Here is a 24,414-nt window from a genome sequence, read left to right as displayed (position 1 = left end):
CTGTGGTCAAGCCGGGATCTCGAGTGCTGTTTCGGGACAGCCATCCCACATGCTGGGGACACGGAACATTAACTGACAATTACTGCACAGAAGCGTGTGACCACTCTGGAGTGACATCCCCTGATCAGGGGGTTGGAGAAAAGAAGGTATTAGGTGATCGGATCACGGGTTGCGCCGACCCCGACCGTTTCCTGCCTCCCTGCGGCTTCCCAAACACGATCTCGTCTGATGAAATCGCGGCCGTGCCGCGCGTGGCGCTGGCCGCTGCACCAGGCACGGGTCAGTGGGTCGCGCGTGGAAGAAACGACGGAGGCGATGTCGTGAGCACCGGACCTACGACCCTGCCCGGGAGCCCCAACGCCGAACAGCGGAACCGGCGACGGCGCCTGCCGAGGCTGCGCGACGCGCGGATCCGCTCGAAACTCGCCCTCATCCTGGTCGTTCCGGTCGCGGCTGTCATCGCACTGGCAACTATCCGACTCGTCTCGGTGGGGCAGGGCGCGTACGAGGCGGACCGGGTCCGGTCGCTGACGGCCGTGTCGGTCGACATCTCGGCGCTCACCCAGGACCTCCACAAGGAGCGGATGGCCGCGGCGGTCTTCCTGGCCAAGCCGGACGAGAAGCCGGACGCGTACAACCTGCGGGTGCGCCAGACCGACGAGCGCATCGCGGCGTACCAGGAGGAGCGGCGCCGCCTCGGCGACGTGCCGGGCGCGGTGAGCAGCCAGCTCAAGGTCATCGACGCCCACCTGTCCACGCTGAACGGCACGCGCCAGGAGGTGCTGGACCGGTCGCAGATGCCGGTGGCCGAGGCCAGCCTGCGCTACGGCATCGTCCTGGACGACCTGGTCGCGTACAGCGACGCGCTGGCCCAGCAGCCGGGCGCGGAGAGCCTGGCCGACGCCCGCCGCGCGGTGGCCGCGTTCGCCCACGCCAAGGCCGAGGTGGCCGAGGAGCAGGCGGTCGCCTTCACCGCGCTCGGCGCCGGCCGGATCGACGAGGAGCAGTTCTCCTCCTTCGTGGCGACCCTGACCGGTCAGCAGGAGGCGCTGCTCACGTTCTCCCGGTCCGCGACGCCGGCCCAGCGGGCCCTGGTGGACCGCACCGTGTCCGGTGACGCGGTCCAGCTCGCCGACCGGGTCGCCGCCGACCTGTCCCGCTCGGTCGGGCGGCCCGCGCTCGTCACCCGCCAGGAGGCGTCCGACGCCATCGGCGCGGTCGACGAGCTGATGCGGTGGGCGGAGATCCAGCTCCTGGACGACCTGCTCGCCGACGCCGACGAGGTACGCGCCGACGTGATCCAGCAGGCGGTCGTGGAGGGCCTGCTGGTGCTGATCACGCTGGCCGTCGCGGTGACGCTCGCCGTGGTGCTCGCCCGGTCGCTGAACGACTCGCTGCGCCGGCTGCGTGAGGGCGCGCTCGCGGTGGCGAACCACGACCTGCCGGACGCGGTGAGCCGGCTGCAGAACGTCAACGCCATCGGCGACGGCGGCGTGGACGAGATCGTCCAGCAGGTCCGGGACCCGATCAAGCTGACCAACCGCGACGAGGTCGGCCAGGTGGCCGTTGCCTTCAACGTGGTCCACCGGGAGGCGGTGCGGGTGGCGGCCGAGCAGGCCGCGCTGCGCACGAGCGTCTCGGCGATGTTCCTCAACCTGGCCCGCCGCTCGCAGAGCCTGGTCGACCGCATGATCGGCGAGCTGGACGCGATCGAGCGGTCCGAGGAGGACCCGAAGCGTCTCGCGCAGCTGTTCGAGCTGGACCACCTGGCCACCCGGATGCGCCGCAACGACGAGAACCTGCTGGTGCTCGCCGGTGCCGACTCGGCGGTGCCGCGTCGCGACGACGCGCTCCTGGTCGACGTGCTGCGCGCCGCGCAGTCCGAGGTGGAGCTCTACAACCGGATCGAGTTCGGCACCGTCGACACCGACATCTCGGTGGCCGCCCACGCCGTCAACGACGTCGTCCGGCTGGTCGCGGAGCTGCTCGACAACGCCACCCGGTTCTCGCCGCCGAACACCTCGGTGGTGGCCGACGGCCGCCGGATCCGCGACTACGTGCTGATCCAGATCGAGGACCGGGGGCTCGGCCTCAGCGACGAACAGCTCGACTCGCTCAACCGGCGACTGGCCGCGCCGCCGACCGTCGACGTGGCAGCGTTCCGGCTGATGGGTCTGGCCGTGGTGAGCCGGCTCGCCTCCCGGTACGGGATCCGGGTCGAGCTGCGCCGCAACGTCGAGGGCGGCACTGTCGCCCAGGTCACGCTGCCGAACTCGACAGTGGTGCTGCCGGCCAACCGTGGTCAGGCCCCGCTGACCCGGCCGCGCCAGCCGCTGGCCGTCGAGCAGTCACCGCTGAGCCAGGTCGGCGTCGCCGACGCGCTTGCCGGCGCCGGCCGGGGCGCCGCCACCGCGACGCTCGCCGACGGGTGGCGCGGGGCGACCACCGCCCCGCCCGCCAGGTGGCAGGCGCCCGCCGAGGCGCGGGACACCACTCCCGCCGTACAGCTGGGCGGGGCGACCGGCACGTTGCCGGCGGTCCCGGCGCCTCCGGCAACGCCGGCCCCGGTCTCCGGGGCGGGCTGGTCGGCCGGCGGGCCGACGGTGGCGTACCCGGCGCTGGACCCGCTGCCCAAGCGGTCGCCGGGCGTCGAGGCCGCCCAGCCGGTCGCACCTCCGGCCTACCAGCCGCTCGCCGCGGCGCCGGCGGTGGAGACCACCCCGGCGACGCCCGTGGTGGCCCGTCCCGAGCAGCGGGCCGAGGCCCCGATATTCCGGGAGATGGAGGCGGTCTGGTTCCGTTCGCACGGAGAGGACGAGACCACGATCTTCACTCGGCCCACCTTCGACGAGCCGCCCGCGCCGGCCCAGCCGGCCGTGCCGCCGCCCGCGGCGTCGGCTCGCCCGCCCCTGCCCACCCGTACCCCGGGCGCCCAGGCGTCGGGGCTGAGCACGCCGGCCGCGTACCACGCACCGGCCGTGCCGTCCGCGTCACCCGCGGACGCCGCCCCGTCGTCGCCCGCCGTCGCGTCGCCGCCCACGGCTGCCGCGGCGCCGCCACCGGCCGCCCCGGCGCCGCCACCCGCCGCCGAGCCCGCACCCGCCATCGACCCGAGCGCCTGGCGTACGGCGGCCGACGAGGGCTGGACGCGGGCCAGCCGGGCCGCGGAGCCCACCACCGGCGGCACCACCCGTTCCGGCCTGCCCAAGCGGGTGCCGCAGGCTCAGCTCGTGCCTGGTGGGATAGAGCCGAAGAGCGGCCGGGACCGCAGCCGGCGCACGCCGGACGAGGTCCGGGGGCTGCTCTCCGCCTACCACCGTGGCGTCCAGCGGGGCCGTACGGCCGGCGCCGACCTGAACAGCACCTCGACCAAGGAGACGAACCGATGAACAGGCCGGCGGCCATGCAGGACATGGGTTGGCTTCTCACCAACTTCGCCGACAGCGTGGCGGGCATCGCCCACGTGGTGGCGGTCTCCGCGGACGGGCTGCTGCTCGCCTCCTCCCGGGATCTGCCGGGGGACCGGGCCGACCAGCTTGCCGCGATCACCTCCGGCGTGGTGAGCCTGACCGAGGGCGCGGCGCGCATGTTCAGCGCCGGCGGGGTGCTGCAGACCGTGATCGAGATGGACAGCGGCTACCTGTTCCTGATGTCCATCAGCGACGGCTCGTCGATGGCCGTGCTCGCGGCGCGCAGCTGCGACGTGGGCCAGGTCGGCTACGAGATGGCGTTGCTCGTGGAACGGGTCGGGCAGGCGCTGGTCCCGCTGCCGAGGGACGCCGTCCGGTCCTGACCGGGCCCGCCGACATGAGCCGGAGCCGCTGCGCTCCGTACGAGGGGAGGTGATCGCGAGATGGAACCGCGACGTGATCCGCGTGGCGCGCTGGTGCGACCGTACGCGGTCACCCGGGGCCGCACCGAGCCGTTGCAGAACATCGCGCTCGAGGCGGTGCTGTCCAGCACGCCCACGCAGTCGGCCGAGGCGCGGTTCGCCGGGCACGACAAGTACCGCATCTCCTCGGTCTGTGAAGGCCGGGCACAGTCGCTGGCGGAAATCGCCGCTTACACCCGGATGCCGCTGGGCGTCACCCGGGTGCTGGTCGCCGACATGGTGGCCGAGGGCCTGCTGACGCTACACACTGCCGCTCCCGCGACGGGTTTCGCGGCGCGGATGAACCTGCTTGGAAGGGTGCTAAGTGGACTTCGCGAACTATGACCCCGACGGGGTGAACCGCGGCCGGGAGATCATCTCCGCGAAGATCGTGGTCGCGGGCGGCTTCGGCGTGGGCAAGACCACGCTGGTCGGTGCGATCTCCGAGATCCAGCCGCTGACCACCGAGGCGCTGATGACCGCGGCCGGCGTGGGCATCGACGACCCGTCGAAGGTGCCGGGCAAGGAGACCACCACGGTCGCCATGGACTTCGGCCGTATCACCATGGCCGAGGACCTGATCCTCTACCTGTTCGGCACCCCGGGCCAGACCCGTTTCTGGTTCATGTGGGACGAGATCATCCGGGGCGCGGTGGGCGCGGCGGTGCTCGTGGACACCCGGCGGATCACCGACGCGTTCGCGCCGCTGGACTACTTCGAGAACCGCAAGCTGCCGTACGTCGTGGCGTTGAACCGCTTCGACGACGCGCCGCACTACGAGATGGAGGAGATCCGGGAGGCGCTCGCCATCTCCCCGGACGTGCCGATGGTCCTGTGCGACGCCCGTCGGCGCGACTCGGTCAAGCAGGTGCTGGTGACAGTGGTCGAGCACGCGATGCTCCGCCTCCAGGCCGAGCACGGCTACCCGGCCTCGGTGGGCTGACCGCCTGCGGGTCAGTCGACCCGCAGGCGGTACCCCCGCTTGACGACCGTCTGCACCACGCGGGGCGCCTTCAGGCCGACCCGCAGCCGGGCGACGGCCATCTCCACGGCGTGCTCGTCGGCGCCGCGCGGCAGCGTACGCAGCAGCGCGGTGCGGGAGAGCACCTTGCCGGGTGACGCGGCGAGCGCCCGCAGCACGGCCATCGGGGCCGGCGCGAGCTGGCGCAGTTCCCCGTCCACCACCGCGGCGTGGCCGCGCAGCGTCAGCACGTGCCCGGCCGCCTTCACCGAGACCGTGCGCCGGGGCAGCTCCTCGACGATGGTGCGGACCAGCGCGCCCAACCGGGCCCGGCTCGGCGCGCTCACCGGCACCCCACGCCGGACCAGCGGCTCGGCGGTGACGGTGCCCACGCACCCGGCCAGCACGTCGCCGCGCAGCGCCTCCAGCACCGTCTCGGTACGGTCCCCGGCCGCCCGCAGCAGGGCCTCGGCCGCCGGAGCCGAGGTGAACGTGACCGCGTCGACGAGCCGCCCGGCGACCAGGTCGATGAGCCGGTGCAGCGGCGCCGGATCGGCCGGCGGCGCCCACCGGTAGACCGGCACCTCGATCACCGTGGCCCCGGCCGCCACCAGCGCGTCGGTGCACTCGGGTTGCCGCTCACCGTGCAGTTGCATCGCCACCACGTGGCCGGCCACGCCGCGCGCGACCAGGTGCTCCACCACCTCGTCGCAGCTCTCCGAGCCCGGCGACCAGTGCTCGCGCAGTCCGGCGGCGCGGATCGCCCCGGTCGCCTTCGGGCCCCGGGACACCACGTACGCGCGGGCGAGCGTGGCGCGCAGCGGCTCGGCCAGCCCCCAGCCCTCGGCCGCCTCCAGCCAGCCCCGCATGCCGATGCCGGTGTTGGCCATCAGCACGTCCGGCGGATGTTCCAGGCAGGCCCGGGTGGCCTCACGCAGGTCGGTGTCGTCGGCGAGCGGGACGATCCGCAGCGCCGGGGCGAGCACCACCCGCGCGCCGCGCCGCTGGAGCAGCGCGGCCAGTTCGTCGCGCCGCCGGTCCGCGGTGACCCCGATGGTGAAGCCGGCCAGCTCGTCGCGCATCACTGCTCCTGCCGTAACCGCACCTCGACCTGGCCGTCCCGGCAGCGCACCCGGTGCCGCGTCAACGTCACGCCGGGCAGGTCCAGGCACCGCCCGGTGGTGAGGTCGTAGACCTGCTTGTGCAGCGGCGAGGCGAGCGTCGGCACGCCGCCCCGGCTGCCCACGAGACCGCGGGACATGACGTACGCGCCGCCGACCGGGTCGAGGTTGTCCACCGCGTACAGGCCGTGCGCGGTGCGGAACACCGCCACCTGCACGCCGTCGACGAGCGCGGCCACGCCCCGGTCGAGGTCGAGCCGGTCCAGCGGGCAGACCGGTGTCCAGTCCAGCGTGACGACGGGGCTCATCGGCGTACCTCCGGCAGTCCGAGCGCTACGGGTTGTCGGCGGTGCCCGGCGTCCCGGGCCGGCACCGGCTGGCCCCGCTCCCGGGTGAACGAGATGGACGGGTCGGGCACGCCGGGCGCGTTGACGAACGAGGTGAAGTGGCGCAGCCGGTCCGGGTCGTCCAGCACGTCGCGCCACTCGTCGGAGTAGCTCGTGACGTGCCGGGCCATCGCCGCGTCCAGGTCGGCGCAGAGGCCGAGCGAGTCGTCCACGATCACCGACCGGAGGTGGTCCAGGCCGCCGTCCATCGCCTCGATCCAGGCGGCGGTGCGCTGCAACCGGTCGGCCGTGCGGATGTAGTACATGAGGAACCTGTCGATCAGCGTGACCAGCTCGGCGGTGCTCAGGTCGGTGGCGAACAGGTCGGCGTGCCGGGGCCGGAAGCCGCCGTTGCCGCCGACGTACAGGTTCCAGCCGCCCTCGGTGGCGATGACGCCGAAGTCCTTGCTGCGGGCCTCGGCGCACTCGCGGGCGCAGCCGGAGACGGCGGACTTGAGCTTGTGCGGCGCGCGCAGCCCCCGGTAGCGCAGCTCCAGCGCGACGGCGAGCCCGACCGAGTCCTGCACGCCGTAGCGGCACCAGGTGTCGCCGACGCAGGACTTCACGGTACGCAGCGCCTTGCCGTATGCGTGGCCCGACTCGAAGCCCGCGTCGACGAGCCGGCGCCAGATCTGCGGCAACTGGTCGACCCGCGCGCCGAACAGGTCGATCCGCTGCCCGCCGGTGATCTTCGTGTAGAGCTGGAAGTCGCGGGCCACCTCGCCGATCGAGATCAGCTTCTCCGGGGTGATCTCCCCGCCCGGAATCCGGGGCACCACCGAGTAGCTGCCGTCGCGTTGCAGGTTGGCCAGGAAGTGGTCGTTCGTGTCCTGCAGCGACGCCGCCTCGCCGTCGAGCACGTGACCGGCGCCGAGCGAGGCCAGGATGGAGGCCACCACCGGCTTGCAGATGTCGCAGCCGCTCCCGCGCCCGTGCTCGGCGACGAGCCGGGAGAACGTGCGGATGCCCCGCACCCGGATCAGGTCGAACAACTCCTGCCGGCTCAGGTCGAAGTGCTCGCACAACGCGGTGGACTGGCGCACCCCGGCGGCGTCCAGCAGTTGCTTGAGCATCGGCACGCAGGAACCGCAGCTCGTACCGGCCCGGGTGCACGCCTTCAACGCCGGCACGTCGGTCGCCCCGCCGGCGATCGCCGCGTCCAGGTCGGCCCGGGTCACCGCGTTGCAGGAGCAGACCTGGGCGGCGGCCGGCAGCGCCCCCGCGCCGGCGCCCGCGCCGCCGGCCGGCGCCAGCAACGCCAGCGGGGGAGCGGGCAGCGGCCCGCCGACACTGGCCCGCAACGCCGGGTACGCGCTCGCGTCCCCGACCAGCACGCCGCCCAGCAGCGTCCGCGCGTCGTCGGAGAGGACCAGCTTCGCGTACGCGCGGGTGGCCGGATCGGTGAACGTCACGTCCAGGCAGCCCGGGGTGACGCCGTGCGCGTCGCCGAACGAGGCCACGTCCACGCCGAGCAGCTTCAGCTTCGTGGCGGTGTCCGCGCCGGGGAACGTGGCCGCGCCGCCGAGCAGCCGGTCCGCGACCACCTCGGCGGTGGCGTACCCGGGCGCGACCAGCCCGTGGCAGACCCCGTCCACCGCGGCGCACTCACCGACCGCCCAGATCCGCTCGTCGGCGGTACGGCAGGAGGCGTCCACCAGCACGCCGCCGCGCGGGCCGAGCGGCAGCCCGGCCGCCCGGGCCAGCTCGTCGCGCGGCCGGATCCCGGCGGCCACCACCACCAGCTCCGCGTCGAGCGTGCGCCCGTCGGCGAGGTCGAGCGCGGCCACGGTGCCGTCCGGCCCGGGACGCAGCGCCGTGGTGGCCACCCCGAGGTACGGCGTGACGCCCAGCTCCTCGACGTAGCGGCGCAGCATCGACCCGCCCGCCTCGTCCACCTGCACCGGCATCAGCCGGGGCGCGAACTCGACCACGCTCGTGGTGAGCCCGAGCAGCCGCAGCGCGTTCGCCGCCTCCAGCCCGAGCAGCCCGCCACCGATCACCACGCCGGTGCGGCGGCCCCGGGCGTGCTCCCGGATCGCGGCCAGGTCGTCCAGTGTCCGGTAGACGAAGACGCCTGGCAGATCGGTGCCGTCGACCGGCGGCACGAACGCGTACGAGCCGGTGGCGAGCACCAGCGCGTCGTACGGGTACTCGCCGGCCGCCGTGGTCACCACGCGCCGTGCCCGGTCGACGCCGGTGACCGGTTCACCCAGGCGCAGGTCCACTCCGGCGTCGGGGGTGTGCACAGTCAGCTCGTCGGCGTCCACCCCGTCGAAGACGGCCGAGAGCCGCACCCGGTCGTACGCCGGACGCCGCTCCTCGGCCAGCACCGTGACCCGCCACCGCCCGCCGGTGTCCCGGGCCCGCAGCGCCTCGACGAAGCGCTGCCCGACCATGCCGTTCCCGACGACAATCAGCTCACTCATGACGCCACCTCCACCGTCTCGCGTACCGCGTCGGTCGCCTCCGGGTCGGCCTCGGCGAGCCAGGCGGCGACGCCGGCCACCGCGTCCCGGCAACTGCCGCAGCCGGTGCCGGCCCGGGTCGACGCGGACAACGCCGCCGCCGTCCGGGCGCCCGCCCGCCAGCACGCCACCAGCGCGCCCTTGCTCACGTCGTTGCACCGGCACACGGTCGCGGCGTCCGGCATCAGCGCCGGGGACGCGGCCGGCCCGGCCGGCGCCTCGCCGAACGCCCGGCCGAGCAGCAGCGAACGCCGGTCCGCCGGCACCGGCGCGCCCCTGTCGAACAGCTGCACCACAGTGCCGACCGCCGGGTTGTCGCCGAGCAGGATCGCGCCGGTCAGCCGCTCGTCCCGGATGCGCAGCCGGGCGTACGTGCCCCGGGCCGGGTCGGCGAAGGTCAGCTCCTCGACCGGCCCGCCCGGGTCGCCGGTCCCGGCCACGTCGCCCATCGCGGCCAGATCGATGCCGGCCGCCTTGAGCCGGGTCACCGCCGGGCGGGGCCGGTAGCGGGCCAGCGGGTCCGCGCCGGTCAGCACGTCGGCCACCACCCGGGCCTGCGCCCAGGCCGGCGCGACCAGCCCGGTCAGCGTGCCGTCGTGCTGCGCGCAGTCGCCGATCGCCGAGATCCGCCGGTCACTGGTCCGCATCCGGTCGTCCACCACCACGCCCCGCTCGACGGCGAGCCCGGCCGCCGCGGCCAGCGCGGTGTCGGGGCGTACCCCGCAGCAGAGCACCAGCAGGTCGGCGTCGAGCGTCCCGGCGTCGCCCAGGTGCAGGCGGACGCCGTCGGCGTCGGCCGTCACGGCGGTGGCCGCCGCGCCGAGCCGGGACCGGACGCCCAGGCCGGCGAGCGTGCCCGCGAGGACCGCGCCGGCCGGCGGGTCGAGCTGGCGTTCCATCAAGTGTCCGACCGGGTGGACCACTGTCACGTCGAGACCCCGCGCGGCCAGCCCGCGGGCCGCCTCCAGGCCCAGCAGCCCGCCGCCGAGCACGACGACGCGGCGCGCGCCCTCGGCGGCGGCGAGGATCCGCCGGCAGTCGCCGAGCGTGCGGAACGGGACGACCCGCTCGGGCATCGGCGCGAGGCCCGGCAGCGGCGGCACCACGGCCCGGCTGCCGGTGGCGAGCACCAGGTGGTCGTACCCGTGTCGCTCGCCGTCGTCGGTGACCACCTCGCCGGCGGCGCGGTCCACGGCGGTGACCGCCGCGCCGGTGTGCACCTCGACGCCCGGCCCCACCGCTTCGACCAGCTCCACGTCCGGCTCGCCGATGCGTCCGGCGAGCAGCGTGGAGAGCATGATCCGGTTGTACGCGCGGTGCGGCTCCGCCCCGAGCACGGTGATCGAGTGGTCCCCGCCGCGTGCGTGCAGCTCGGCGGCGAGCCGGGCGCCGGCCATCCCGTGGCCGACGACGACGATGCGCTCGTTCATGCCGGCTCCACCCGGACCGCGCAGATCTTGAACTCGGGCATCCCGGAGACCGGGTCGAGCGCGTCGTTGGTGACCGAGTTGGCGCGTTGCGCGCCGGGCCAGTGGAACGGGGCGAAGACGGTGTCCGGCCGGATCGCGGTGCTGAGCCGGGCCGGCGCCCGTAGCTCGCCCCGGCGGGAGACCACACGTACCGGCGCTCCCTCGGTCACGCCGAGCCGTGCCGCCAGGTCCGGGTGCAGCTCGACGAAGCCGCCCGGCGCGGCCCGGCGCAACGCGGCGACCCGCCGGGTCTGCGCGCCGGACTGGTACTGCGCGAGCACCCGGCCGGTGGTGAAGTGCAGCGGATAGTCGGCGCACACCGACTCGGCGGCCGGCCGGTGGGTCACGGCGTGGAACCGGGCCCGGCCGTCCGGGGTGGGGAAGCGGTCGGCGAACAGCCGGGGGGTGTCCGGGCCGTCCCGGTCCGGGCAGGGCCAGAACACGCCGGTGTCGGCGTCGATCCGGTCCCAGGTGATCCCGGCGTAGTCGGCCGGACCGCCGGCCGAGGCCCGGCCCAGCTCCGCGAACACCTCGCGCGGGTCGCTCGGCAGTGGCGCGCCGTCGGTCAGCCGCCCGGCGAGCGCGGCGAGGATCTCCAGCTCGGTACGGACCCCGGCCGGTGGCTCACGCAGCGCCCGGCGGCGCAGCACCCGGCCCTCCAGATTGGTCATCGTGCCGTCCTCCTCGGCCCACTGGGCGACCGGCAGCACCACGTCGGCCAGCTCGGCCGTCTCGGAGCGGACGAAGTCCGCCACCACGAGCAGGTCCAGGGCGCGCAGCCGGGACTCGACCCGCGCGGCGCGGGGCGCGGACACGACCGGATTGGAGCCGAACACCAGCAGCGCCCGCGCGCCCGACGGCGTGCCCAGCGCGTCCAGGAGCTGGTACGCGGGCACCCCCGGCCCGGGCAGCGAGTCCGGGTCGACGCCCCACACCCCGGCCACGTGCTCGCGGGCCGCCGGATCGTCGATACGCCGGTAGCCGGGGAGCTGATCGGCCTTCTGCCCGTGTTCCCGGCCGCCCTGCCCGTTGCCCTGCCCGGTCAGGCAGCCGTAACCCGAGCCGGGGCGGCCGGGCAGGCCCAGGGCGAGCGCCAGGTTGATGAGGGCGGTGACCGTGTCCACGCCCTTGGCGTGCTGCTCGGCGCCCCGCGCGGTGAGAATGATCGCCCGGTCCACTGTGGCCAGCGCGCGGGCGGTCGCGTACAGGTCGGCCACCGGCACGCCGGAGAGCCGCTCCACCTCCGCCGGCCAGTAGCCGGCCACCGTCCGCCGGACCTCGTCGAAGCCGGTGGTCCGCTCCGCCACGTACGCCCGGTCCAGCCAGCCCTCGGTGAGCGCGATGTGCAGCAGCGCGTTCGCCACCGCGAGGTCGGTGCCGGGCAGCGGTTGCAGGTGCAGGTCGGCTTGGCGGGCGGTGGCCGTGGCGCGCGGGTCGACCACGATCAGCCGGCCGCCGCGTTCCCGCAGGTCGGTGACGTGCCGCATCAGCGGCGGCATGGTCTCGGCCGGGTTCGCGCCGACCAGCAGCAGCGTGTCCGCGTGGCCGAGGTCCGCCAGCGGGAACGGCAGCCCCCTGTCGATCCCGAACGCCCGGTTGCCGGCCGCGGCGGCCGAGGACATGCACCAGCGTCCGTTGTAGTCGATGTGCCGGGTCCGCAGCGTCACCCGGGCGAAGCGGCCCAGCGCGTACGCCTTCTCGTTGGTGAGGCCGCCACCGCCGAAGACCGCTACCGCGTCCGGCCCGTGGCGCTGCTGCACGTCCCGCACCCCGGCGGCGATCCGGTCGACCGCCTCGTCCCAGGTCGCCGGGCGCAGCTCGCCGCTGGGCCGGTCGCGCAGCAGCGGGGTGGTGAGCCGGTCCGGGTGGTCGAGCAGGTCGGCGGCGGTCCAGCCCTTCTGGCACAGCCCGCCCCGGTTGGTCGGGAAGTCCCGGGCGCCGACCTCGACGCCGTCGCCGGTGGCGCGCAGCACCATGCCGCACTGCAGGGCGCAGTACGGGCAGTGCGTGGCGGCCTGCGCGGGGCCTGAACCCGTTCGCGTCGCCGTGCGTGCACCGTCTGTCATGTCGGAAAAGCGTGCCGTCGGGCGGTTTCCGGTCCGGGTCTGCTCTGTTTCGGTCCTGTCACGAGCGCTTCACACCGCACGTAGGTGACGTCGTCCCCGGCGGGGTTTACAATGTGGGAAAGTTGTCTCAAATAACGGGAGGCTCTGATGGGCGTGGCGGACGCGTTCGACGCGGTGGCCGGCAGCTACGACCAGGCCCGACGCCGACTGGTGCCCTGCTTCGACGCCTTCTACGGCACCGCCGTCGAGGTGGCCGCGCCGCCGCTGCGTGCCGCGCTCGCCGCCGGGCGTACCCCCGAGGTGCTGGACCTGGGCGCGGGCACCGGCCTGCTGTCCCTGCTGCTGACCGCGGCCGTGCCCGACGTCCGCCTGACGCTCGTGGACGGCGCCCCCGGCATGCTCGCGGTGGCCGCCGGACACCTGACAGAACGCGGCGTGGCGCACCGCACTGTGCACGCCGACCTGGCCGACCCGCTGCCCGCCGGCCGGTACGACGCGGTGGTCTCCGCGCTGGCCATCCACCACCTCGACGACGAGGGCAAACGGGCGCTGTACAAGCGGGCCGCGGGCGCGCTGGCGCCGGGCGGCGTGTTCGTCAACGCCGAGCAGGTGGCCGGGCCGACGCCGGCGCTGGACCGCCGCTACGACGAGGTGTGGACGGCGCGGATCACCGAGCTGGGCTCGGACGCCGAGGAGATCGCCGGCGCCCGGCAGCGGATGCGGCACGACCGGCCGGCCACGGTGGCAGACCAGTGCCGGTGGCTGACCGAGGCGGGGCTGGTGGACGTGGACTGCTTCTTCAAGGAATGGCGTTTCGCGGTCTTCGGCGGCCGGCGTCCCTGATCACTGTCCGTTTCCGCGATCGGCGGGAACGAGGATGACTGCTGGTCATACCGCTGGGTAGTCTTCCCGGCATGACCGCCAAGGTGACACTGTCGTTCTCCGACGAGACGATCGAGGAAGCGCGCCGGTTCGCCAAGCGGGAAGGGCTCTCCCTCTCCGCCTGGATGGACCAGGCCGCCCGGGAGAAGGCGCTGCGCGAGGTCTTCACCGCGCACGCCGACGCGGTCGGCCGTGCCGGCCTGGACCTGGAAGCCGCCGCCCTGGCCGACGCCCAGGAGGCCGCGCTCGTCGACGACGCCCTGTTCGGCGGGCGTCCGCGTGCTGCGTAGGGGTGAGGTCTGGCGCATCTCCGGCGCCCGGGAACGGTTCGGTCTGGTGATCAGCTCCGACGTCTACAACGCCACTGCGGTACCCATCGTGATCGTGGCCGAGGTGGTCGAGGAGTCGCTGCTGCGCGACTCGCCGCTGGCCGTGCCGATGGGCCCGTACGTGGTGATGCCCGACCGGATCTCCGCACCGATGAAGAAGTGGTTCGCCGAGTGCGTGGACGTGGCCGACACCGAGACCATGCAGCGGGTCGGCCGGGCCCTGCGGATCCTCCAGGAGCTGTGACCGCCTCACCGGCGCCCTCCGGCGGACGTGCGATCTCCGTTGCCGCGCCGACGCGCGCGGGGTACGCCGGGGAAACCGCCGGCTGAGAGCGTCCCCTCGTCATCGACGAGGAGGAGTCGCCGTGAGCACGCTCGTTTCCGCACCGACCCGGCCGTCGGCCCGTACCGCCGGACGGCTCACCGAATGGCGGCCGGAGGACCCGGCGTTCTGGGCCGCCGGGGGCGCCCGGGTCGCCCGGCGCAACCTGTACGTGTCGATCTTCGCCGAGCACGTCGGCTTCTCCGTGTGGAGCCTCTGGTCGGTGACCGTGTTGTTCCTGGGTCCCGAGTACGGCATCGACCCCGCCGGGAAGTTCCTGCTCACCGCCGTACCGGCCGCGCTGGGGGCGGTGCTGCGGCTGCCGTACACGCTGGCGGTGGCCCGCTTCGGCGGCCGGAACTGGACCATCGTGAGCGCGTTGCTGCTGCTCGTGCCGGCGGTGCCGATGGCGGTGCTGATCGAGCCCGGGGTGTCGTACGCCACGTTGATGGTGCTGGCCTGCCTGTCCGGCGTAGGCGGGGGCAACTTCGCCTCCTCGATGGCGAACATCAACCTGTTCTTCCCGGAGCGGCTCAAGGGCCGGGCGCTGGGGCTCAACGCCGGTGGCGGCAACCTGGGCGTACCTGCCGTGCAACTGGTCGGGCTGGCGGTGCTGGCGACGGCCGGCGCCGCGTACCCCCGGCTGGTGCCGGCGGTCTACCTGCCGCTGATCGTGCTGGCCACGCTGGCCGCGGCCCGCTGGCTGGACAACGTTCCGGGGGCGCGCAACGAGCCGGGCGCGCTGCGCGCGGCGGCCCGCGACCCGCACACCTGGGTGATGTCGCTGCTCTACGTGGGCACGTTCGGCTCGTTCATCGGCTTCGGGTTCGCCTTCGGCCAGGTGCTCCAACTCCAGTTCCACGAGCGGTTCCCGACGCCCGTCGACGCCGCCTGGCTGACCTTTCTCGGGCCGCTGATCGGGTCGCTCATCCGGCCGGTGGGCGGCCAGCTCGCCGACCGGCTGGGCGGGGCCCGGGTCACGTTCTGGAACTTCGTGGCCATGGCCGCCGGAGCCGGGCTGGTGCTGTACGCGGCCCGGGAGCGCTCGTTCCCGCTCTACCTGGCCGGGTTCCTGGCGCTGTTCGTCTTCTCCGGCATCGGCAACGGCTCGACGTACAAGATGATCCCGGCGATCTTCCGGGCCCGGGCCGTCGCGGAGAGCGAGCTGACCGGCGACCCGGAGGCGGCGCAGCGGCGGGCCCGGCGCCTGTCCGGGGCGGTGATCGGCATCGCCGGGGCGGTCGGAGCCTCGGGCGGGGTGCTGGTGAACGTGGCGTTCCGGCAGTCGTTCCTGACCTCCGGCACGGCTGACGCCGCCTACCTGGCATTCATCGCCTGGTACGCGCTCTGCTTCCTGGTGACCTGGGTGGTCTACCTGCGTCCCGGGCCGCGTACGCTGGTCGGCGTGTGAGCTGCGCCATGGCGAACGCGCAGGCCACGCGGGGTACCACCCCGTTTTGACCTGCCGCCGGGCGGCCGGGTATCGTTGCCTGCTGTTGTACGACATTCTTAGGCGTGCCGCATCAGGTACGCTTGGTCGTTCGTGCGCGCTGGTCCGGCTGGGTATTCCCGGTCACCTCGGCGCGCGACCCCAGACCGACGACGAGACAAGGTAGACCTGTGCGTACGTACAGCCCGAAGCCGGGTGAGATCGAGCGTCAGTGGCACGTCATCGACGCCTCTGATGTCGTGCTGGGCCGCCTGGCGACCCACGCCGCCACGCTCCTGCGTGGCAAGCACAAGCCGACTTTCGCGCCGCACGTCGACACGGGCGACTTCGTCGTCATCGTGAACGCGGGCAAGGTCGCGCTGACCGGCAACAAGCGCCAGACCAAGGTCGCTTACCGCCACTCCGGTTACCCGGGTGGTCTGAAGCGGGTCGGCTACGACGAGCTGCTCACCAAGCGGCCCGAGCGGGCCATCGAGCTGGCCGTGAAGGGCATGCTCCCGCACAACAAGCTGGGCCGTCAGCTTCTCAAGAAGCTGAAGGTCTACGCCGGTGCCGAGCACCCGCACACCGCGCAGCAGCCGGTGCCGTTCGAGATCAAGCAGATCGCGCAGTGAGCGCGGGCGAAGGAAGCAGCATGACCGACATCACCGCCACCGAGGTCGCCCCCGAGGCCACCGAGGCGCCGGCGCCCGTCGCGCGCGCGCCCCGTGGTGACCGCCCGATCCAGACCGTGGGTCGGCGCAAGGAAGCCATCGTCCGGGTCCGGATCGTCCCGGGCAGCGGCAAGATCACCTGCAACGGCCGCGACCTCGAGGCCTACTTCCCGAGCAAGGTGCACCAGCAGCTCATCAAGGACCCGCTGGTCACCGCCGAGAAGGCCGAGGCGTTCGACGTGATCGCCAACCTGCGTGGCGGCGGCACCACCGGCCAGGCCGGCGCGCTGCGGCTCGCCATCGCCCGGGCGCTGATCGTCAGCGAGCCCGACGACCGCCCGGCCCTGAAGAAGGCCGGCTTCCTGACCCGTGACGCCCGGGTCAAGGAGAGCAAGAAGTACGGCCTCAAGAAGGCCCGCAAGGCTCCTCAGTACTCGAAGCGCTGATCACCACAAGCGCCTTGTACTTCTGACGGACGGCCGGTCCGCTTCCCCTTCCCGGGAGGCGGACCGGCCGTTCCGCGTTTCTCTCCTCATCGGCAGTTCCACGGAGGTTGGCGGGTATGGGCCGGTTGTTCGGCACGGACGGCGTACGCGGGCGGGCGAACGCGGATCTCACCCCGGAGTTGGCGCTTGCGGTCGCGGTGGCCGCGGCCCACACGCTGGCCGAGACCGACAAGAGCCATCCGCCGCTCGCGGTGGTCGGCCGGGACACCCGGGCCAGCGGCGAGATGCTGGAGGCGGCGGTGGTCGCCGGGCTCACCAGCGCCGGCGCCAACGTGGTCCGGGTCGGCGTGCTGCCCACCCCGGCCGTGGCGTTCCTCACCGCCGAGGCCAAGGCCGACCTGGGCGTGATGCTGTCCGCCTCGCACAACCCGATGCCGGACAACGGCATCAAGCTGTTCGCCGCCGGCGGGCACAAGCTGCCCGACGAGATCGAGATGCGGATCGAGGAGGCGGTGAAGGCGAACGCCACCACCGCCTGGAAGCGCCCCACCGGCGCCGGCGTCGGCCGCGTACACGACCTGCTCGACGGCGCCGACCACTACGTGCAGCACCTGGTCGGCACCGTGCCGCACCGCCTCGACGGGATCAAGGTCGTGGTCGACTGCGCCAACGGCGCGGCGGCCGACGTCGCCCCGGTCGCCTACCGCGAGGCAGGCGCCGAGGTCATCGCCATCCACGCCGAGCCGGACGGGCTCAACATCAACGACGAGTGCGGTTCCAACCACATCGACGCGCTGCGCGCCGCCGTGGTCGAGCACGGCGCGCACCTGGGCATCGCCCACGACGGCGACGCCGACCGCTGCGTCGCGGTCACCGCCGACGGCGACGAGGTCGACGGCGACCAGGTCATGGCGATCCTCGCGCTGGCCATGCGGGACGCCGGCGAGCTGACCCAGGACACCCTGGTCGCCACCGTGATGAGCAACCTCGGTCTCCGGCTGGCCATGTCCGAGCACGGCATCCGGCTGGTCGAGACCAAGGTCGGCGACCGGTACGTGCTGGAGGAGCTGCGCGCCTCCGGCCTGGCGCTCGGTGGCGAGCAGAGCGGGCACATCGTGCTGCCCGCGTACGCGACCACCGGCGACGGCGTGCTGACCGGCCTGCACCTGATGGCGCGGATGGCCGCCACCGGCACCTCGCTGGCCGAGCTGGCCGCCGTGGTCACCAAGCTGCCCCAGGTGCTGATCAACGTGCCGGTCGGCGACCGTACCGTCGGTGCCGCCGCACCGGCTGTCCGGGCCGAGGTCGAGCGCGCCGAGGCGGAGCTGGGCGAGACCGGCCGGGTGCTGCTGCGCCCGTCGGGCACCGAGCCGCTGGTGCGGGTCATGGTCGAGGCGGCCACCGAGGACACCGCGCGCGAGGTCGCCGAGCGCATCGCCGAGCAGGTCCGCACCGCCAGCCCGGTCGCCTGAGCCACGCCGCCCGCCCGCTGGGGATCTCCCTCCAGCGGGCGGTTCAGTTTCCGCGCAGACCGCGCAGCCGGGTCACCGCCTCGGCCAGCACCTCCGGCCGCTTGCAGAACGCGAACCGGACCAGCCGGCGGCCGGCCTCCACGTCGTCGTAGAACACCTGCGTGGGCACCGCCACCACGCCGCAGCGCTCCGGCAGCGCCCGGCAGAACTCCACCCCGTCCCGGCCGCCCAGCGGCGTGACGTCGGCGGTGACGAAGTAGGTGCCCTCCGGCGCGAGCACGCCGAACCCGGCGTCGGCCAGCCCGGCGGCGAGCTGGTCCCGCCGGCGTTGCATGTCGTCCCGGAATTCGGTGAAGTAGGCGTCCGGCAACCCGAGCGCCACCGCCACCGCCGGTTGCAGCGGCCCGGCGTTGACGAACGTCAGGAACTGCTTCACCCGCAGCACCGCCGCCACCAGCGGCGCCGGGCCGCTCACCCAGCCGACCTTCCAGCCGGTGCAGGAGAACGTCTTGCCGGCCGACGAGATGCGCAGCGTCCGCTCCCGCATGCCGGGCAGCGTGGCCAGCGGCACGTGCGGCGCGGCGGCGTCGGTGAACACCAGGTGCTCGTACACCTCGTCGGTGACCGCGTACACGTCGTGTTCCCGGCACAGCTCGGCCACCGTCGTCAGCTCGTCGGCGGTGAAGACCTTGCCGGTCGGGTTGTGCGGCGAGTTCAGCAGCACCAGCCGGGTACGCGGCCCGAACGCGGCGCGCAGCTCGTCCGGATCGAACGCGTACCTGCCGTCGGCGCCGGGCCGCAGCGTCACCGGGCGGCGCACCGCTCCGGCCAGCGCGATCGAGGCGGCGTACGAGTCGTAGTACGGCTCGAAGCAGATCACCTCGTCACCCGGCTCGCACAGCGCGAGGATGCTCGCCGCGATCGCCTCGGTCGCCCCGGCCGTCACGACGATCTCGCCGTCCGGGTCGTACTCCAGGTCCCAGAACCGGCGCTGGTGCGCGGCGACGGCGACGCGCAGCGCGGGGATGCCCGGGCCGGGCGGGTACTGGTTGTGGCCGGTACGCAGCGCCTCGGCGGCGGCGGCGAGCATCTCCGGCGGGCCGTCGGTGTCCGGGAAGCCCTGCCCGAGGTTGACCGCCCCGGTACGCACGGCCAGCGCGGACATCTCGGCGAAGACGGTGGTGCCGAACGGCCGCATCCGGGCCACCAGGGGATCGGTCGTCGTCACGGCTGCGAGCCTACGGCCCGCCACCACGGGCTCACCAGCCGAAGCAGGTCACGCCCCACCTTCCCGACTTCTGGGAGACGACCTTGCCGTCGATGGTTATCCGGCAGGTCAACCCAGCAGCGCTTCCGGGCATGGTGACGATCTGGACCCGCTCACGGTTGTTCGTGGTGAACCTCAGCCGCCAGGACGAGTCCACCAGGTTGAGCTGGTGGAAGTCGCCGTTCGCGTCGTAGTACTGCACCTCCGCGTCGCCCTCGGAGCCGGTCACCTCGTACAGCACTGTGTACTTGCCGGGGCCGCCGGACGGGGTGGTCGCCGGCCTCGCCGGGGGCGCGCTCGGATCGTCGGTCCAGTCGCCGGGCTCGCCGTAGATCGGCTCCTCGTACCCGGTGCCGGCTGCGGTCCCGTCGTCCATGGTGCTGCCGAGGAAGGCCAGCCCGACGCAGCCGCAGACGATCAGCGCCAGGACGGTGACGATGCCGACCACCACCCCGACCGCCCAACCGCCGCCGCTGCGGCGCGGCGGCATCCCCGGGTACGCGTACGGCGGCGGGTAGGGCCCCGGCGGGTACGCGGTGGGCGGGTACGGCCCGGGCGGATACGTGCCGGGCTGGTAGGCGCTCGGCGGTGGGGACGAGCCAGGGGTGCCCGGCTGCGCCGGCCAGCCCGGCGCTCCCGGCTGGGCCGGCCACTGCGGTGCGTCCGGGTTGGCGGGCCCGCCCGGCGTCCCGGGCTGTCCCTGGTCGCCGGCGCCCGGCGAGTCGGCCGGAGCGGCCCGGCCCGGATCGCCCGCCGGCCGCCCCTCGGCGCCGCCCGCCTGACCGGGGTGACCGGCGCCGGGGGCGCTCCAGGGCGACGGTGACGACGGCGACCAGGGCTCGGGTGGCGTCCACGGCTGCGGAGCGGCCAGCGGGTCCGGCGGGGTCCAGGTGGAGGGCTGCGGGGTCACCGGCGCGGCGGTCGGGTCGACCGGTCCGGAGGTCGGCTCGGGGGAAGGGGTCGTCTCGGACATCGGCTCAGCTCACAGGGGTACGGCGCGGACGCCCGCGGAACGATGGGCCCGGGGGCGGAGCCCGGCCCCAATGTAGGCCGTGGCGGCCACCCGCGTGGACCCGGTCCGCCCGGTGCGCGGCACGTCCCGAACCGGTACGCAAACGGCAGATGAGCCCGGCTGGTGCGTTGTCCGACATAGCAACCCCGGTGTTCGGTTCGCTCAAATTCAGTGATCGTTAACCGGCCTTCCGAGCACGCGCGATGAGCGAAACTCGGTTAGGCTGCGGACCATGTGTGGAATCGTGGGTTACGCCGGTGCCCGCCCGGCGCTCGGCATCGTGCTTGACGGACTGCGGCGGCTCGAATACCGCGGCTACGACTCGGCCGGTGTCGCCGTGGTCTGCGAGGACGAGCTGCTGACCGAGAAGAAGGCCGGCAAGCTCGCGAACCTGGAGAAGGTCCTCTCCGAGCGGGCGGCCGACAACCCCGAGGACTGCGCCGCCAGCCCGATCGGCATCGGCGACGGCACCACCGGCATCGGCCACACCCGCTGGGCCACCCACGGCGGCCCGACCGACCGCAACGCCCACCCGCACCTCTCCCCGGACGGCCGCGTCGCGGTGATCCACAACGGCATCATCGAGAACTTCGCGAAGCTCCGCGCCGAGCTGGAGGACGAGGGCGTCGAGTTCGCCAGCGACACCGACACCGAGTGCGCCGCGCACCTGATCGCCCGCGCGCTGGCCGACCTGCGCGCGGCCGGCGAGACCGACAGCCCGCAGCTCCTCGCCGCCGCCATGCGCGTGGTCTGCGGGCGCCTGGAGGGCGCGTTCACGCTGCTCGCCGTCGACGCCGGCATCCCCGGCGCGGTGGTCGGCGCCCGGCGCAACTCGCCGCTGGTCGTCGGTCGGGGCGACGGCGAGAACTACCTGGCCAGCGACGTCGCCGCGTTCATCGAGCACACCCGGGACGCGGTCGAGCTGGGGCAGGACCAGATCGTCCTGATCACGCCGGACAGCATCGACATCACCGACTTCCACGGTCAGCCGGCCAGCGGCACCGACTTCCACATCGACTGGGACTCGTCGGCCGCCGAAAAGGGCGGCTACGACTGGTTCATGCTCAAGGAGATCGAGGAGCAGCCGCAGGCCATCGCCGACACGCTGCTGGGCCGGCTCACCGAGACCGGCGAGATCGCCCTCGACGAGGTCCGCCTGAGCGAGCAGGACCTGCGCGACGTCGACAAGATCTTCATCGTCGCCTGCGGCACCTCCTACCACGCCGGCCTGGTCGCCAAGTACGCCATCGAGCACTGGACCCGAATCCCCTGCGAGGTGGAGCTGGCCAGCGAGTTCCGCTACCGCGACCCGGTGCTGGACCGGTCCACGCTGATCGTGGTGATCTCGCAGTCCGGCGAGACGATGGACACGCTGATGGCGCTGCGCCACGCCAAGGAGCAGAAGGCCCGCGTGCTGGCCATCTGCAACACCAACGGCTCGACCATCCCGCGCGAGTCCGACGCCGTGCTCTACACCCACGGCGGCCCGGAGATCGCCGTCGCCTCCACCAAGGCGTTCCTCACCCAGGTCGTCGCCTGCTACCTGATCGGCCTGCACCTGGCCCAGGTGCGCGGCATCAAGTTCGCCGACGAGGTGGGCGCGGTGGTCGCCCAGCTCCAGGAGATGCCGGGCAAGCTGCGGGAGCTGCTGGACCGGATCGAGCCGGTCCGTGAGCTGGGCCGCGAGCTGAAGTCCGAGCCGACGGTGCTGTTCATCGGCCGGCACGTGGGCTACCCGGTGGCGCTGGAGGGCGCGCTGAAGCTCAAGGAGCTGGCGTACATGCACGCCGAGGGCTTCGCCGCCGGTGAGCTGAAGCACGGCCCGATCTCGCTGATCGACCAGGGCACCCCGGTGATCTGCATCGTGCCGTCGCCGGTCGGCCGGGGCATGTTGCACGACAAGGTCGTCTCCAACATCCAGGAGGTACGCGCCCGGGGCGCCCGCACGATCGTGATCGCGGAGGAGGGCGACCAGGCGGTGGTCCGCTACGCCGACCACCTGATCTACGTGCCGCGTACGCCGACACTGCTGGCGCCGCTGGTGACCACCGTGCCGTTGCAGGTGCTCGCCGCCGAGATCGCCGCCGCCCGCGGGCACGACGTGGACCAGCCCCGGAACCTGGCCAAGTCGGTCACTGTCGAGTAGTCCGCTTTTCGCCAGCGGTCCCTCCACCCGTCGGCCGGGGGGGAGGGACCGCGCCGTCTCCGGCCCGCCCCGGGCGGCTCCCGGATCCTTTGGGACGGCCGCCGGACGGCATCGGGCGGCTCATCGGCCCAGCACGATCCGGGCCATCCCGTCCAGCGCCGGGTTGTCCGGGTCCCAGTAGCCGGTGTGACCGTGCGGGGCGCTCGGGAACCGCCGCCCGCCGAAACCCGGCGCGCTCGGGTCGGTGCCGAACCAGAGCCGCTCGGCGTGCGGGTCGAGCACGGCCAGCGCCGGGCCGAGCGGCGTGCCGGCGAGCAGGGCGCGGCGGGCCAGCTCGTCCGGCGGACGCGCCAGCCGGATCACGTCGTCCGGCGCGGTCGACGACCAGACCTCGCCGGCGCGCATCCGCAGCTCGGTGGCGTGGTCGACGCCGACGCCGGGCGAGCCGACGAATACCAGCGCGTCCGCGCTCAGCCCGTGGTCCCGGGCGGCGGCGCCGACCACCAGCGAGCCGTAGCTGTGCCCGAGCACCGTCTGCCGGGCCGGCGAACCCTCGTGTGCGGCGCGTAGCCCTTCCTGGAACCGGTGCAGAGCCGGCCCGGCGTCCTCGGCCTGCCGGGGGCCGGCCGCCTCGGTGAGGAAGTCGGGCGCGTCGTAGTCCAGCCAGAGCACCGCCGCCGCCTCCTCGCCCGGCCCCAGCGCCGCGCACCGCTGCAGCACCCGGGCGGCCCGGCCCAGCTCGTCCGGCGCGTCGGCGAGGTCCGAGGTCATGCCCGGGACGTAGGTCAGCACCGCGGCGGACCGGTCCGGGTTGCCGAGCGCCACCACCGCGCGCCCGTCGCCGCGCGGGTCCAGCCCCAGCAGGTACGCCCGCGGCAGCCCGGGCGCGGCGAGCCGCTCGCTCAGCCGGTTCAGCCCGCGCAGCGCCGCCTCGACGCCGGCGAGCCGGACCCGCCGGGACGCCTCCAACGGTCCGGCCGGCAGCGGCCGCAGCAGCGCGAGCCGCCGGACGAGCAACTGCTCCCGCCGGTCGCCGAGCAGCAGCCGGTTGGCCTGGTCCCGGGCGGCGGCCGGCACGCCGTCGAGGCGGCCGATCCGATCCGGTTCCCGCCCGACCAGCCAGCGCCGCTCGGCCGCGCTCAGCCCGGCCCACCAGCGGCTCACCTCGGCCGGCCCGGCGCCGGGGCCCGGACGCCACGCGGGCGGGACGCTGACCCAGCCGGTCACCGTGGCGGTGGTCAGCTCCGCCAGGCGGCGAGCAGCCTCCCGGTCGGCGGCGCCGGCGAGTGTCAGCGCGCCCCGGATCCCGGCCCGCGCGTCCACCACCGCCGGACCGGCCCGGGACACCGGGCGGGCCGGATCGGGCCGCACCGCGCCGGCACGGTCGACGAGCAGGCCGCCGGACTCGGCGCGGGCCACCTCCGCGCCGAGGCGGGCCTTCGCCGCCCCCAGCCGGGCGCCGAACTCGGCCAGCACCTGGTCGACCTCGAACAGGGCGGGCAGCACGTCGGTGAGGTCGGTGCGCAGGTCCCCGATCCGCTGCTGGGCCGCGACCGAGGCGGCGCCCGACCACCCGGGCCGGAGCGTTCCGATCCGGGCGGTCAGCGCGTCGGCGCGACGTCGCACCGGCCCGGCGAGCCCTCGCCAGGCCACCCCCGCCGTGGACCAGGCGCCCGGATCGGCCCGCCAGAGCTGCGCGTACCCGACGTCCGCCGGGCCCTCGCCGGGCCCTCCGGAGCTCGGATCGGGCCGCCCGGGAGCGCCGCCGGTCACCGGAGCACCCCGCTGAGGCGGCGCGCGGCGCGCTCGTCCACCGCCTCGTAGCCGTCCGCCCCGCGGCGCAACGCCCCGGCGGTGTCGGCCACCCGGGTGCCGAGCGCGCCGGACCAGCGCCGTACCGCGGACTCCAGGTCGGCCAGCGCCGCCCCGGCCCGCCAGCCGTCCGGCGCCGCCACCAGCAGCGCCTCCGGCGCCGCCCCCGGCCCTCGGGCCAGCCGGTACGCGTCGTCGGCCAGCTCCCGTGCGACCGCGCGCAGCAGCTCCGGGTCGACGTCGAACGGTTTCTCCACCACGTGACCTCCCCACGTCGCCCGACG

Annotated in this window: 21 protein-coding genes; 12 read left to right on the top strand and 9 right to left on the bottom strand. The window is 74.2% G+C overall.

The window, feature by feature from the left end; translation table 11 throughout:
- Positions 1-320 precede the first annotated feature (320 nt).
- Genes A4R25_RS10375 through A4R25_RS10360 form a run of 4 tightly spaced genes read left to right on the top strand, consistent with a single transcriptional unit; the run spans position 321 to position 4,814 of the window.
- Entirely contained in the window at positions 321-3,389 is a 3,069-nt protein-coding gene (locus A4R25_RS10375; protein WP_064446601.1) for a nitrate- and nitrite sensing domain-containing protein, read from the top strand.
- A complete protein-coding gene (locus A4R25_RS10370) occupies positions 3,386-3,793 on the top strand; it encodes a roadblock/LC7 domain-containing protein (protein ID WP_013288588.1) in 408 nt (135 codons plus the stop codon). Before A4R25_RS10375 ends, A4R25_RS10370 begins: the two co-directional genes overlap by 4 nt.
- 60 nt (positions 3,794-3,853) lie before the next feature.
- Positions 3,854-4,216 (top strand): DUF742 domain-containing protein, encoded by a 363-nt coding sequence (locus A4R25_RS10365; RefSeq protein ID WP_030501578.1) that lies wholly within the window; start codon positions 3,854-3,856, stop codon positions 4,214-4,216.
- Positions 4,197-4,814, top strand: a complete 618-nt coding sequence (locus A4R25_RS10360; RefSeq protein WP_030501577.1) for an ATP/GTP-binding protein — start codon at positions 4,197-4,199, stop codon at positions 4,812-4,814. Before A4R25_RS10365 ends, A4R25_RS10360 begins: the two co-directional genes overlap by 20 nt.
- An 11-nt stretch (positions 4,815-4,825) precedes the next feature.
- Here the strand turns inward: A4R25_RS10360 and A4R25_RS10355 are convergent, their stop codons facing one another.
- From A4R25_RS10355 to A4R25_RS10335, 5 genes are read right to left on the bottom strand one after another with little or no spacing between them, the layout of a single operon-like run.
- Positions 4,826-5,914, bottom strand: coding sequence for a uroporphyrinogen-III synthase (locus A4R25_RS10355; RefSeq protein ID WP_064446600.1), 1,089 nt, complete (start codon positions 5,912-5,914; stop codon positions 4,826-4,828).
- Complete coding sequence (gene nirD, locus A4R25_RS10350; protein ID WP_064446599.1) at positions 5,914-6,261, bottom strand: nitrite reductase small subunit NirD; 348 nt, start codon at positions 6,259-6,261, stop codon at positions 5,914-5,916. The genes A4R25_RS10355 and nirD overlap by 1 nt, the downstream gene beginning before the upstream one ends.
- Complete coding sequence (gene nirB, locus A4R25_RS10345) at positions 6,258-8,765, bottom strand: nitrite reductase large subunit NirB (RefSeq protein WP_064446598.1); 2,508 nt, start codon at positions 8,763-8,765, stop codon at positions 6,258-6,260. Before nirB ends, nirD begins: the two co-directional genes overlap by 4 nt.
- Complete coding sequence (locus A4R25_RS10340; protein WP_064446597.1) at positions 8,762-10,234, bottom strand: FAD-dependent oxidoreductase; 1,473 nt, start codon at positions 10,232-10,234, stop codon at positions 8,762-8,764. Before A4R25_RS10340 ends, nirB begins: the two co-directional genes overlap by 4 nt.
- Complete coding sequence (locus tag A4R25_RS10335) at positions 10,231-12,339, bottom strand: molybdopterin oxidoreductase family protein (RefSeq protein WP_064446596.1); 2,109 nt, start codon at positions 12,337-12,339, stop codon at positions 10,231-10,233. The genes A4R25_RS10340 and A4R25_RS10335 overlap by 4 nt, the downstream gene beginning before the upstream one ends.
- 147 nt (positions 12,340-12,486) lie before the next feature.
- On the opposite strand from A4R25_RS10335, the gene A4R25_RS10330 reads away from it, so the two are divergent.
- The 7 genes from A4R25_RS10330 to glmM all read left to right on the top strand — a co-directional run bounded on the left by A4R25_RS10330 (position 12,487) and on the right by glmM (position 17,893).
- Positions 12,487-13,182, top strand: coding sequence for a class I SAM-dependent methyltransferase (locus A4R25_RS10330; RefSeq protein WP_064446595.1), 696 nt, complete (start codon positions 12,487-12,489; stop codon positions 13,180-13,182).
- Between the two features lie 71 nt (positions 13,183-13,253).
- Complete coding sequence (locus tag A4R25_RS10325) at positions 13,254-13,511, top strand: DUF6364 family protein (RefSeq protein ID WP_030501570.1); 258 nt, start codon at positions 13,254-13,256, stop codon at positions 13,509-13,511.
- On the top strand, positions 13,501-13,794 hold the full coding sequence (locus A4R25_RS10320; protein WP_043328292.1) for a type II toxin-antitoxin system PemK/MazF family toxin: 294 nt from the start codon (positions 13,501-13,503) through the stop codon (positions 13,792-13,794). The genes A4R25_RS10325 and A4R25_RS10320 overlap by 11 nt, the downstream gene beginning before the upstream one ends.
- A gap of 121 nt (positions 13,795-13,915) precedes the next feature.
- On the top strand, positions 13,916-15,283 hold the full coding sequence (locus A4R25_RS10315; RefSeq protein WP_064446594.1) for an MFS transporter: 1,368 nt from the start codon (positions 13,916-13,918) through the stop codon (positions 15,281-15,283).
- A gap of 209 nt (positions 15,284-15,492) precedes the next feature.
- Positions 15,493-15,936 (top strand): 50S ribosomal protein L13, encoded by a 444-nt coding sequence (rplM, locus tag A4R25_RS10310; protein ID WP_013288574.1) that lies wholly within the window; start codon positions 15,493-15,495, stop codon positions 15,934-15,936.
- Positions 15,937-15,956: 20 nt separating this feature from the next.
- Positions 15,957-16,421 (top strand): 30S ribosomal protein S9, encoded by a 465-nt coding sequence (gene rpsI / locus A4R25_RS10305; protein WP_030501567.1) that lies wholly within the window; start codon positions 15,957-15,959, stop codon positions 16,419-16,421.
- A gap of 116 nt (positions 16,422-16,537) precedes the next feature.
- Complete coding sequence (gene glmM / locus A4R25_RS10300) at positions 16,538-17,893, top strand: phosphoglucosamine mutase (RefSeq protein ID WP_030501566.1); 1,356 nt, start codon at positions 16,538-16,540, stop codon at positions 17,891-17,893.
- 43 nt (positions 17,894-17,936) lie between these two features.
- On the opposite strand, the gene A4R25_RS10295 is transcribed toward glmM, so the two are convergent.
- Both A4R25_RS10295 and A4R25_RS10290 read right to left on the bottom strand, forming a co-directional pair.
- Positions 17,937-19,121, bottom strand: coding sequence for a pyridoxal phosphate-dependent aminotransferase (locus A4R25_RS10295; RefSeq protein ID WP_064446593.1), 1,185 nt, complete (start codon positions 19,119-19,121; stop codon positions 17,937-17,939).
- A 31-nt stretch (positions 19,122-19,152) separates the two neighbouring features.
- The gene (locus A4R25_RS10290) at positions 19,153-20,133 is read right to left on the bottom strand and encodes an MmpS family transport accessory protein (protein ID WP_064446592.1); all 981 of its coding nucleotides are present in this window, start codon (positions 20,131-20,133) and stop codon (positions 19,153-19,155) included.
- A gap of 271 nt (positions 20,134-20,404) precedes the next feature.
- On the opposite strand from A4R25_RS10290, the gene glmS reads away from it, so the two are divergent.
- The gene (glmS, locus tag A4R25_RS10285; protein ID WP_064446591.1) at positions 20,405-22,318 is read left to right on the top strand and encodes a glutamine--fructose-6-phosphate transaminase (isomerizing); all 1,914 of its coding nucleotides are present in this window, start codon (positions 20,405-20,407) and stop codon (positions 22,316-22,318) included.
- Positions 22,319-22,438: 120 nt separating this feature from the next.
- Here the strand turns inward: glmS and A4R25_RS10280 are convergent, their stop codons facing one another.
- Both A4R25_RS10280 and A4R25_RS10275 read right to left on the bottom strand, forming a co-directional pair.
- Positions 22,439-24,091, bottom strand: a complete 1,653-nt coding sequence (locus A4R25_RS10280) for an alpha/beta hydrolase (protein WP_064446590.1) — start codon at positions 24,089-24,091, stop codon at positions 22,439-22,441.
- The gene (locus A4R25_RS10275; RefSeq protein WP_064446589.1) at positions 24,088-24,390 is read right to left on the bottom strand and encodes a type VII secretion target; all 303 of its coding nucleotides are present in this window, start codon (positions 24,388-24,390) and stop codon (positions 24,088-24,090) included. The genes A4R25_RS10280 and A4R25_RS10275 overlap by 4 nt, the downstream gene beginning before the upstream one ends.
- Between the last annotated feature and the right edge of the window lie 24 nt (positions 24,391-24,414).

This window comes from Micromonospora sp. NBRC 110037 (genome assembly GCF_001652995.1).
In the GTDB taxonomy this organism is placed as follows: Bacteria; Actinomycetota; Actinomycetes; order Mycobacteriales; family Micromonosporaceae; genus Micromonospora; species Micromonospora chalcea.
The sequence above is the reverse complement of the archived record's forward strand: the minus strand, read 5'-3'. Positions and strand labels throughout refer to the sequence as shown.

What these genes read in the sequence shown, in the direction of transcription:
- A4R25_RS10365 (WP_030501578.1), top strand. Translation starts at nt 3,854, where the DNA reads ATGGAACCGCGACGTGATCCGCGTGGCGCGCTGGTGCGACCGTACGCG.
- A4R25_RS10355 (WP_064446600.1), bottom strand. Translation starts at nt 5,914, where the DNA reads ATGCGCGACGAGCTGGCCGGCTTCACCATCGGGGTCACCGCGGACCGG.
- rpsI (WP_030501567.1), top strand. Translation starts at nt 15,957, where the DNA reads ATGACCGACATCACCGCCACCGAGGTCGCCCCCGAGGCCACCGAGGCG.
- A4R25_RS10370 (WP_013288588.1), top strand. Translation starts at nt 3,386, where the DNA reads ATGAACAGGCCGGCGGCCATGCAGGACATGGGTTGGCTTCTCACCAAC.
- nirB (WP_064446598.1), bottom strand. Translation starts at nt 8,765, where the DNA reads ATGAGTGAGCTGATTGTCGTCGGGAACGGCATGGTCGGGCAGCGCTTC.
- A4R25_RS10330 (WP_064446595.1), top strand. Translation starts at nt 12,487, where the DNA reads ATGGGCGTGGCGGACGCGTTCGACGCGGTGGCCGGCAGCTACGACCAG.
- A4R25_RS10340 (WP_064446597.1), bottom strand. Translation starts at nt 10,234, where the DNA reads ATGAACGAGCGCATCGTCGTCGTCGGCCACGGGATGGCCGGCGCCCGG.
- nirD (WP_064446599.1), bottom strand. Translation starts at nt 6,261, where the DNA reads ATGAGCCCCGTCGTCACGCTGGACTGGACACCGGTCTGCCCGCTGGAC.
- glmS (WP_064446591.1), top strand. Translation starts at nt 20,405, where the DNA reads ATGTGTGGAATCGTGGGTTACGCCGGTGCCCGCCCGGCGCTCGGCATC.
- glmM (WP_030501566.1), top strand. Translation starts at nt 16,538, where the DNA reads ATGGGCCGGTTGTTCGGCACGGACGGCGTACGCGGGCGGGCGAACGCG.
- A4R25_RS10335 (WP_064446596.1), bottom strand. Translation starts at nt 12,339, where the DNA reads ATGACAGACGGTGCACGCACGGCGACGCGAACGGGTTCAGGCCCCGCG.
- A4R25_RS10290 (WP_064446592.1), bottom strand. Translation starts at nt 20,133, where the DNA reads ATGTCCGAGACGACCCCTTCCCCCGAGCCGACCTCCGGACCGGTCGAC.
- A4R25_RS10325 (WP_030501570.1), top strand. Translation starts at nt 13,254, where the DNA reads ATGACCGCCAAGGTGACACTGTCGTTCTCCGACGAGACGATCGAGGAA.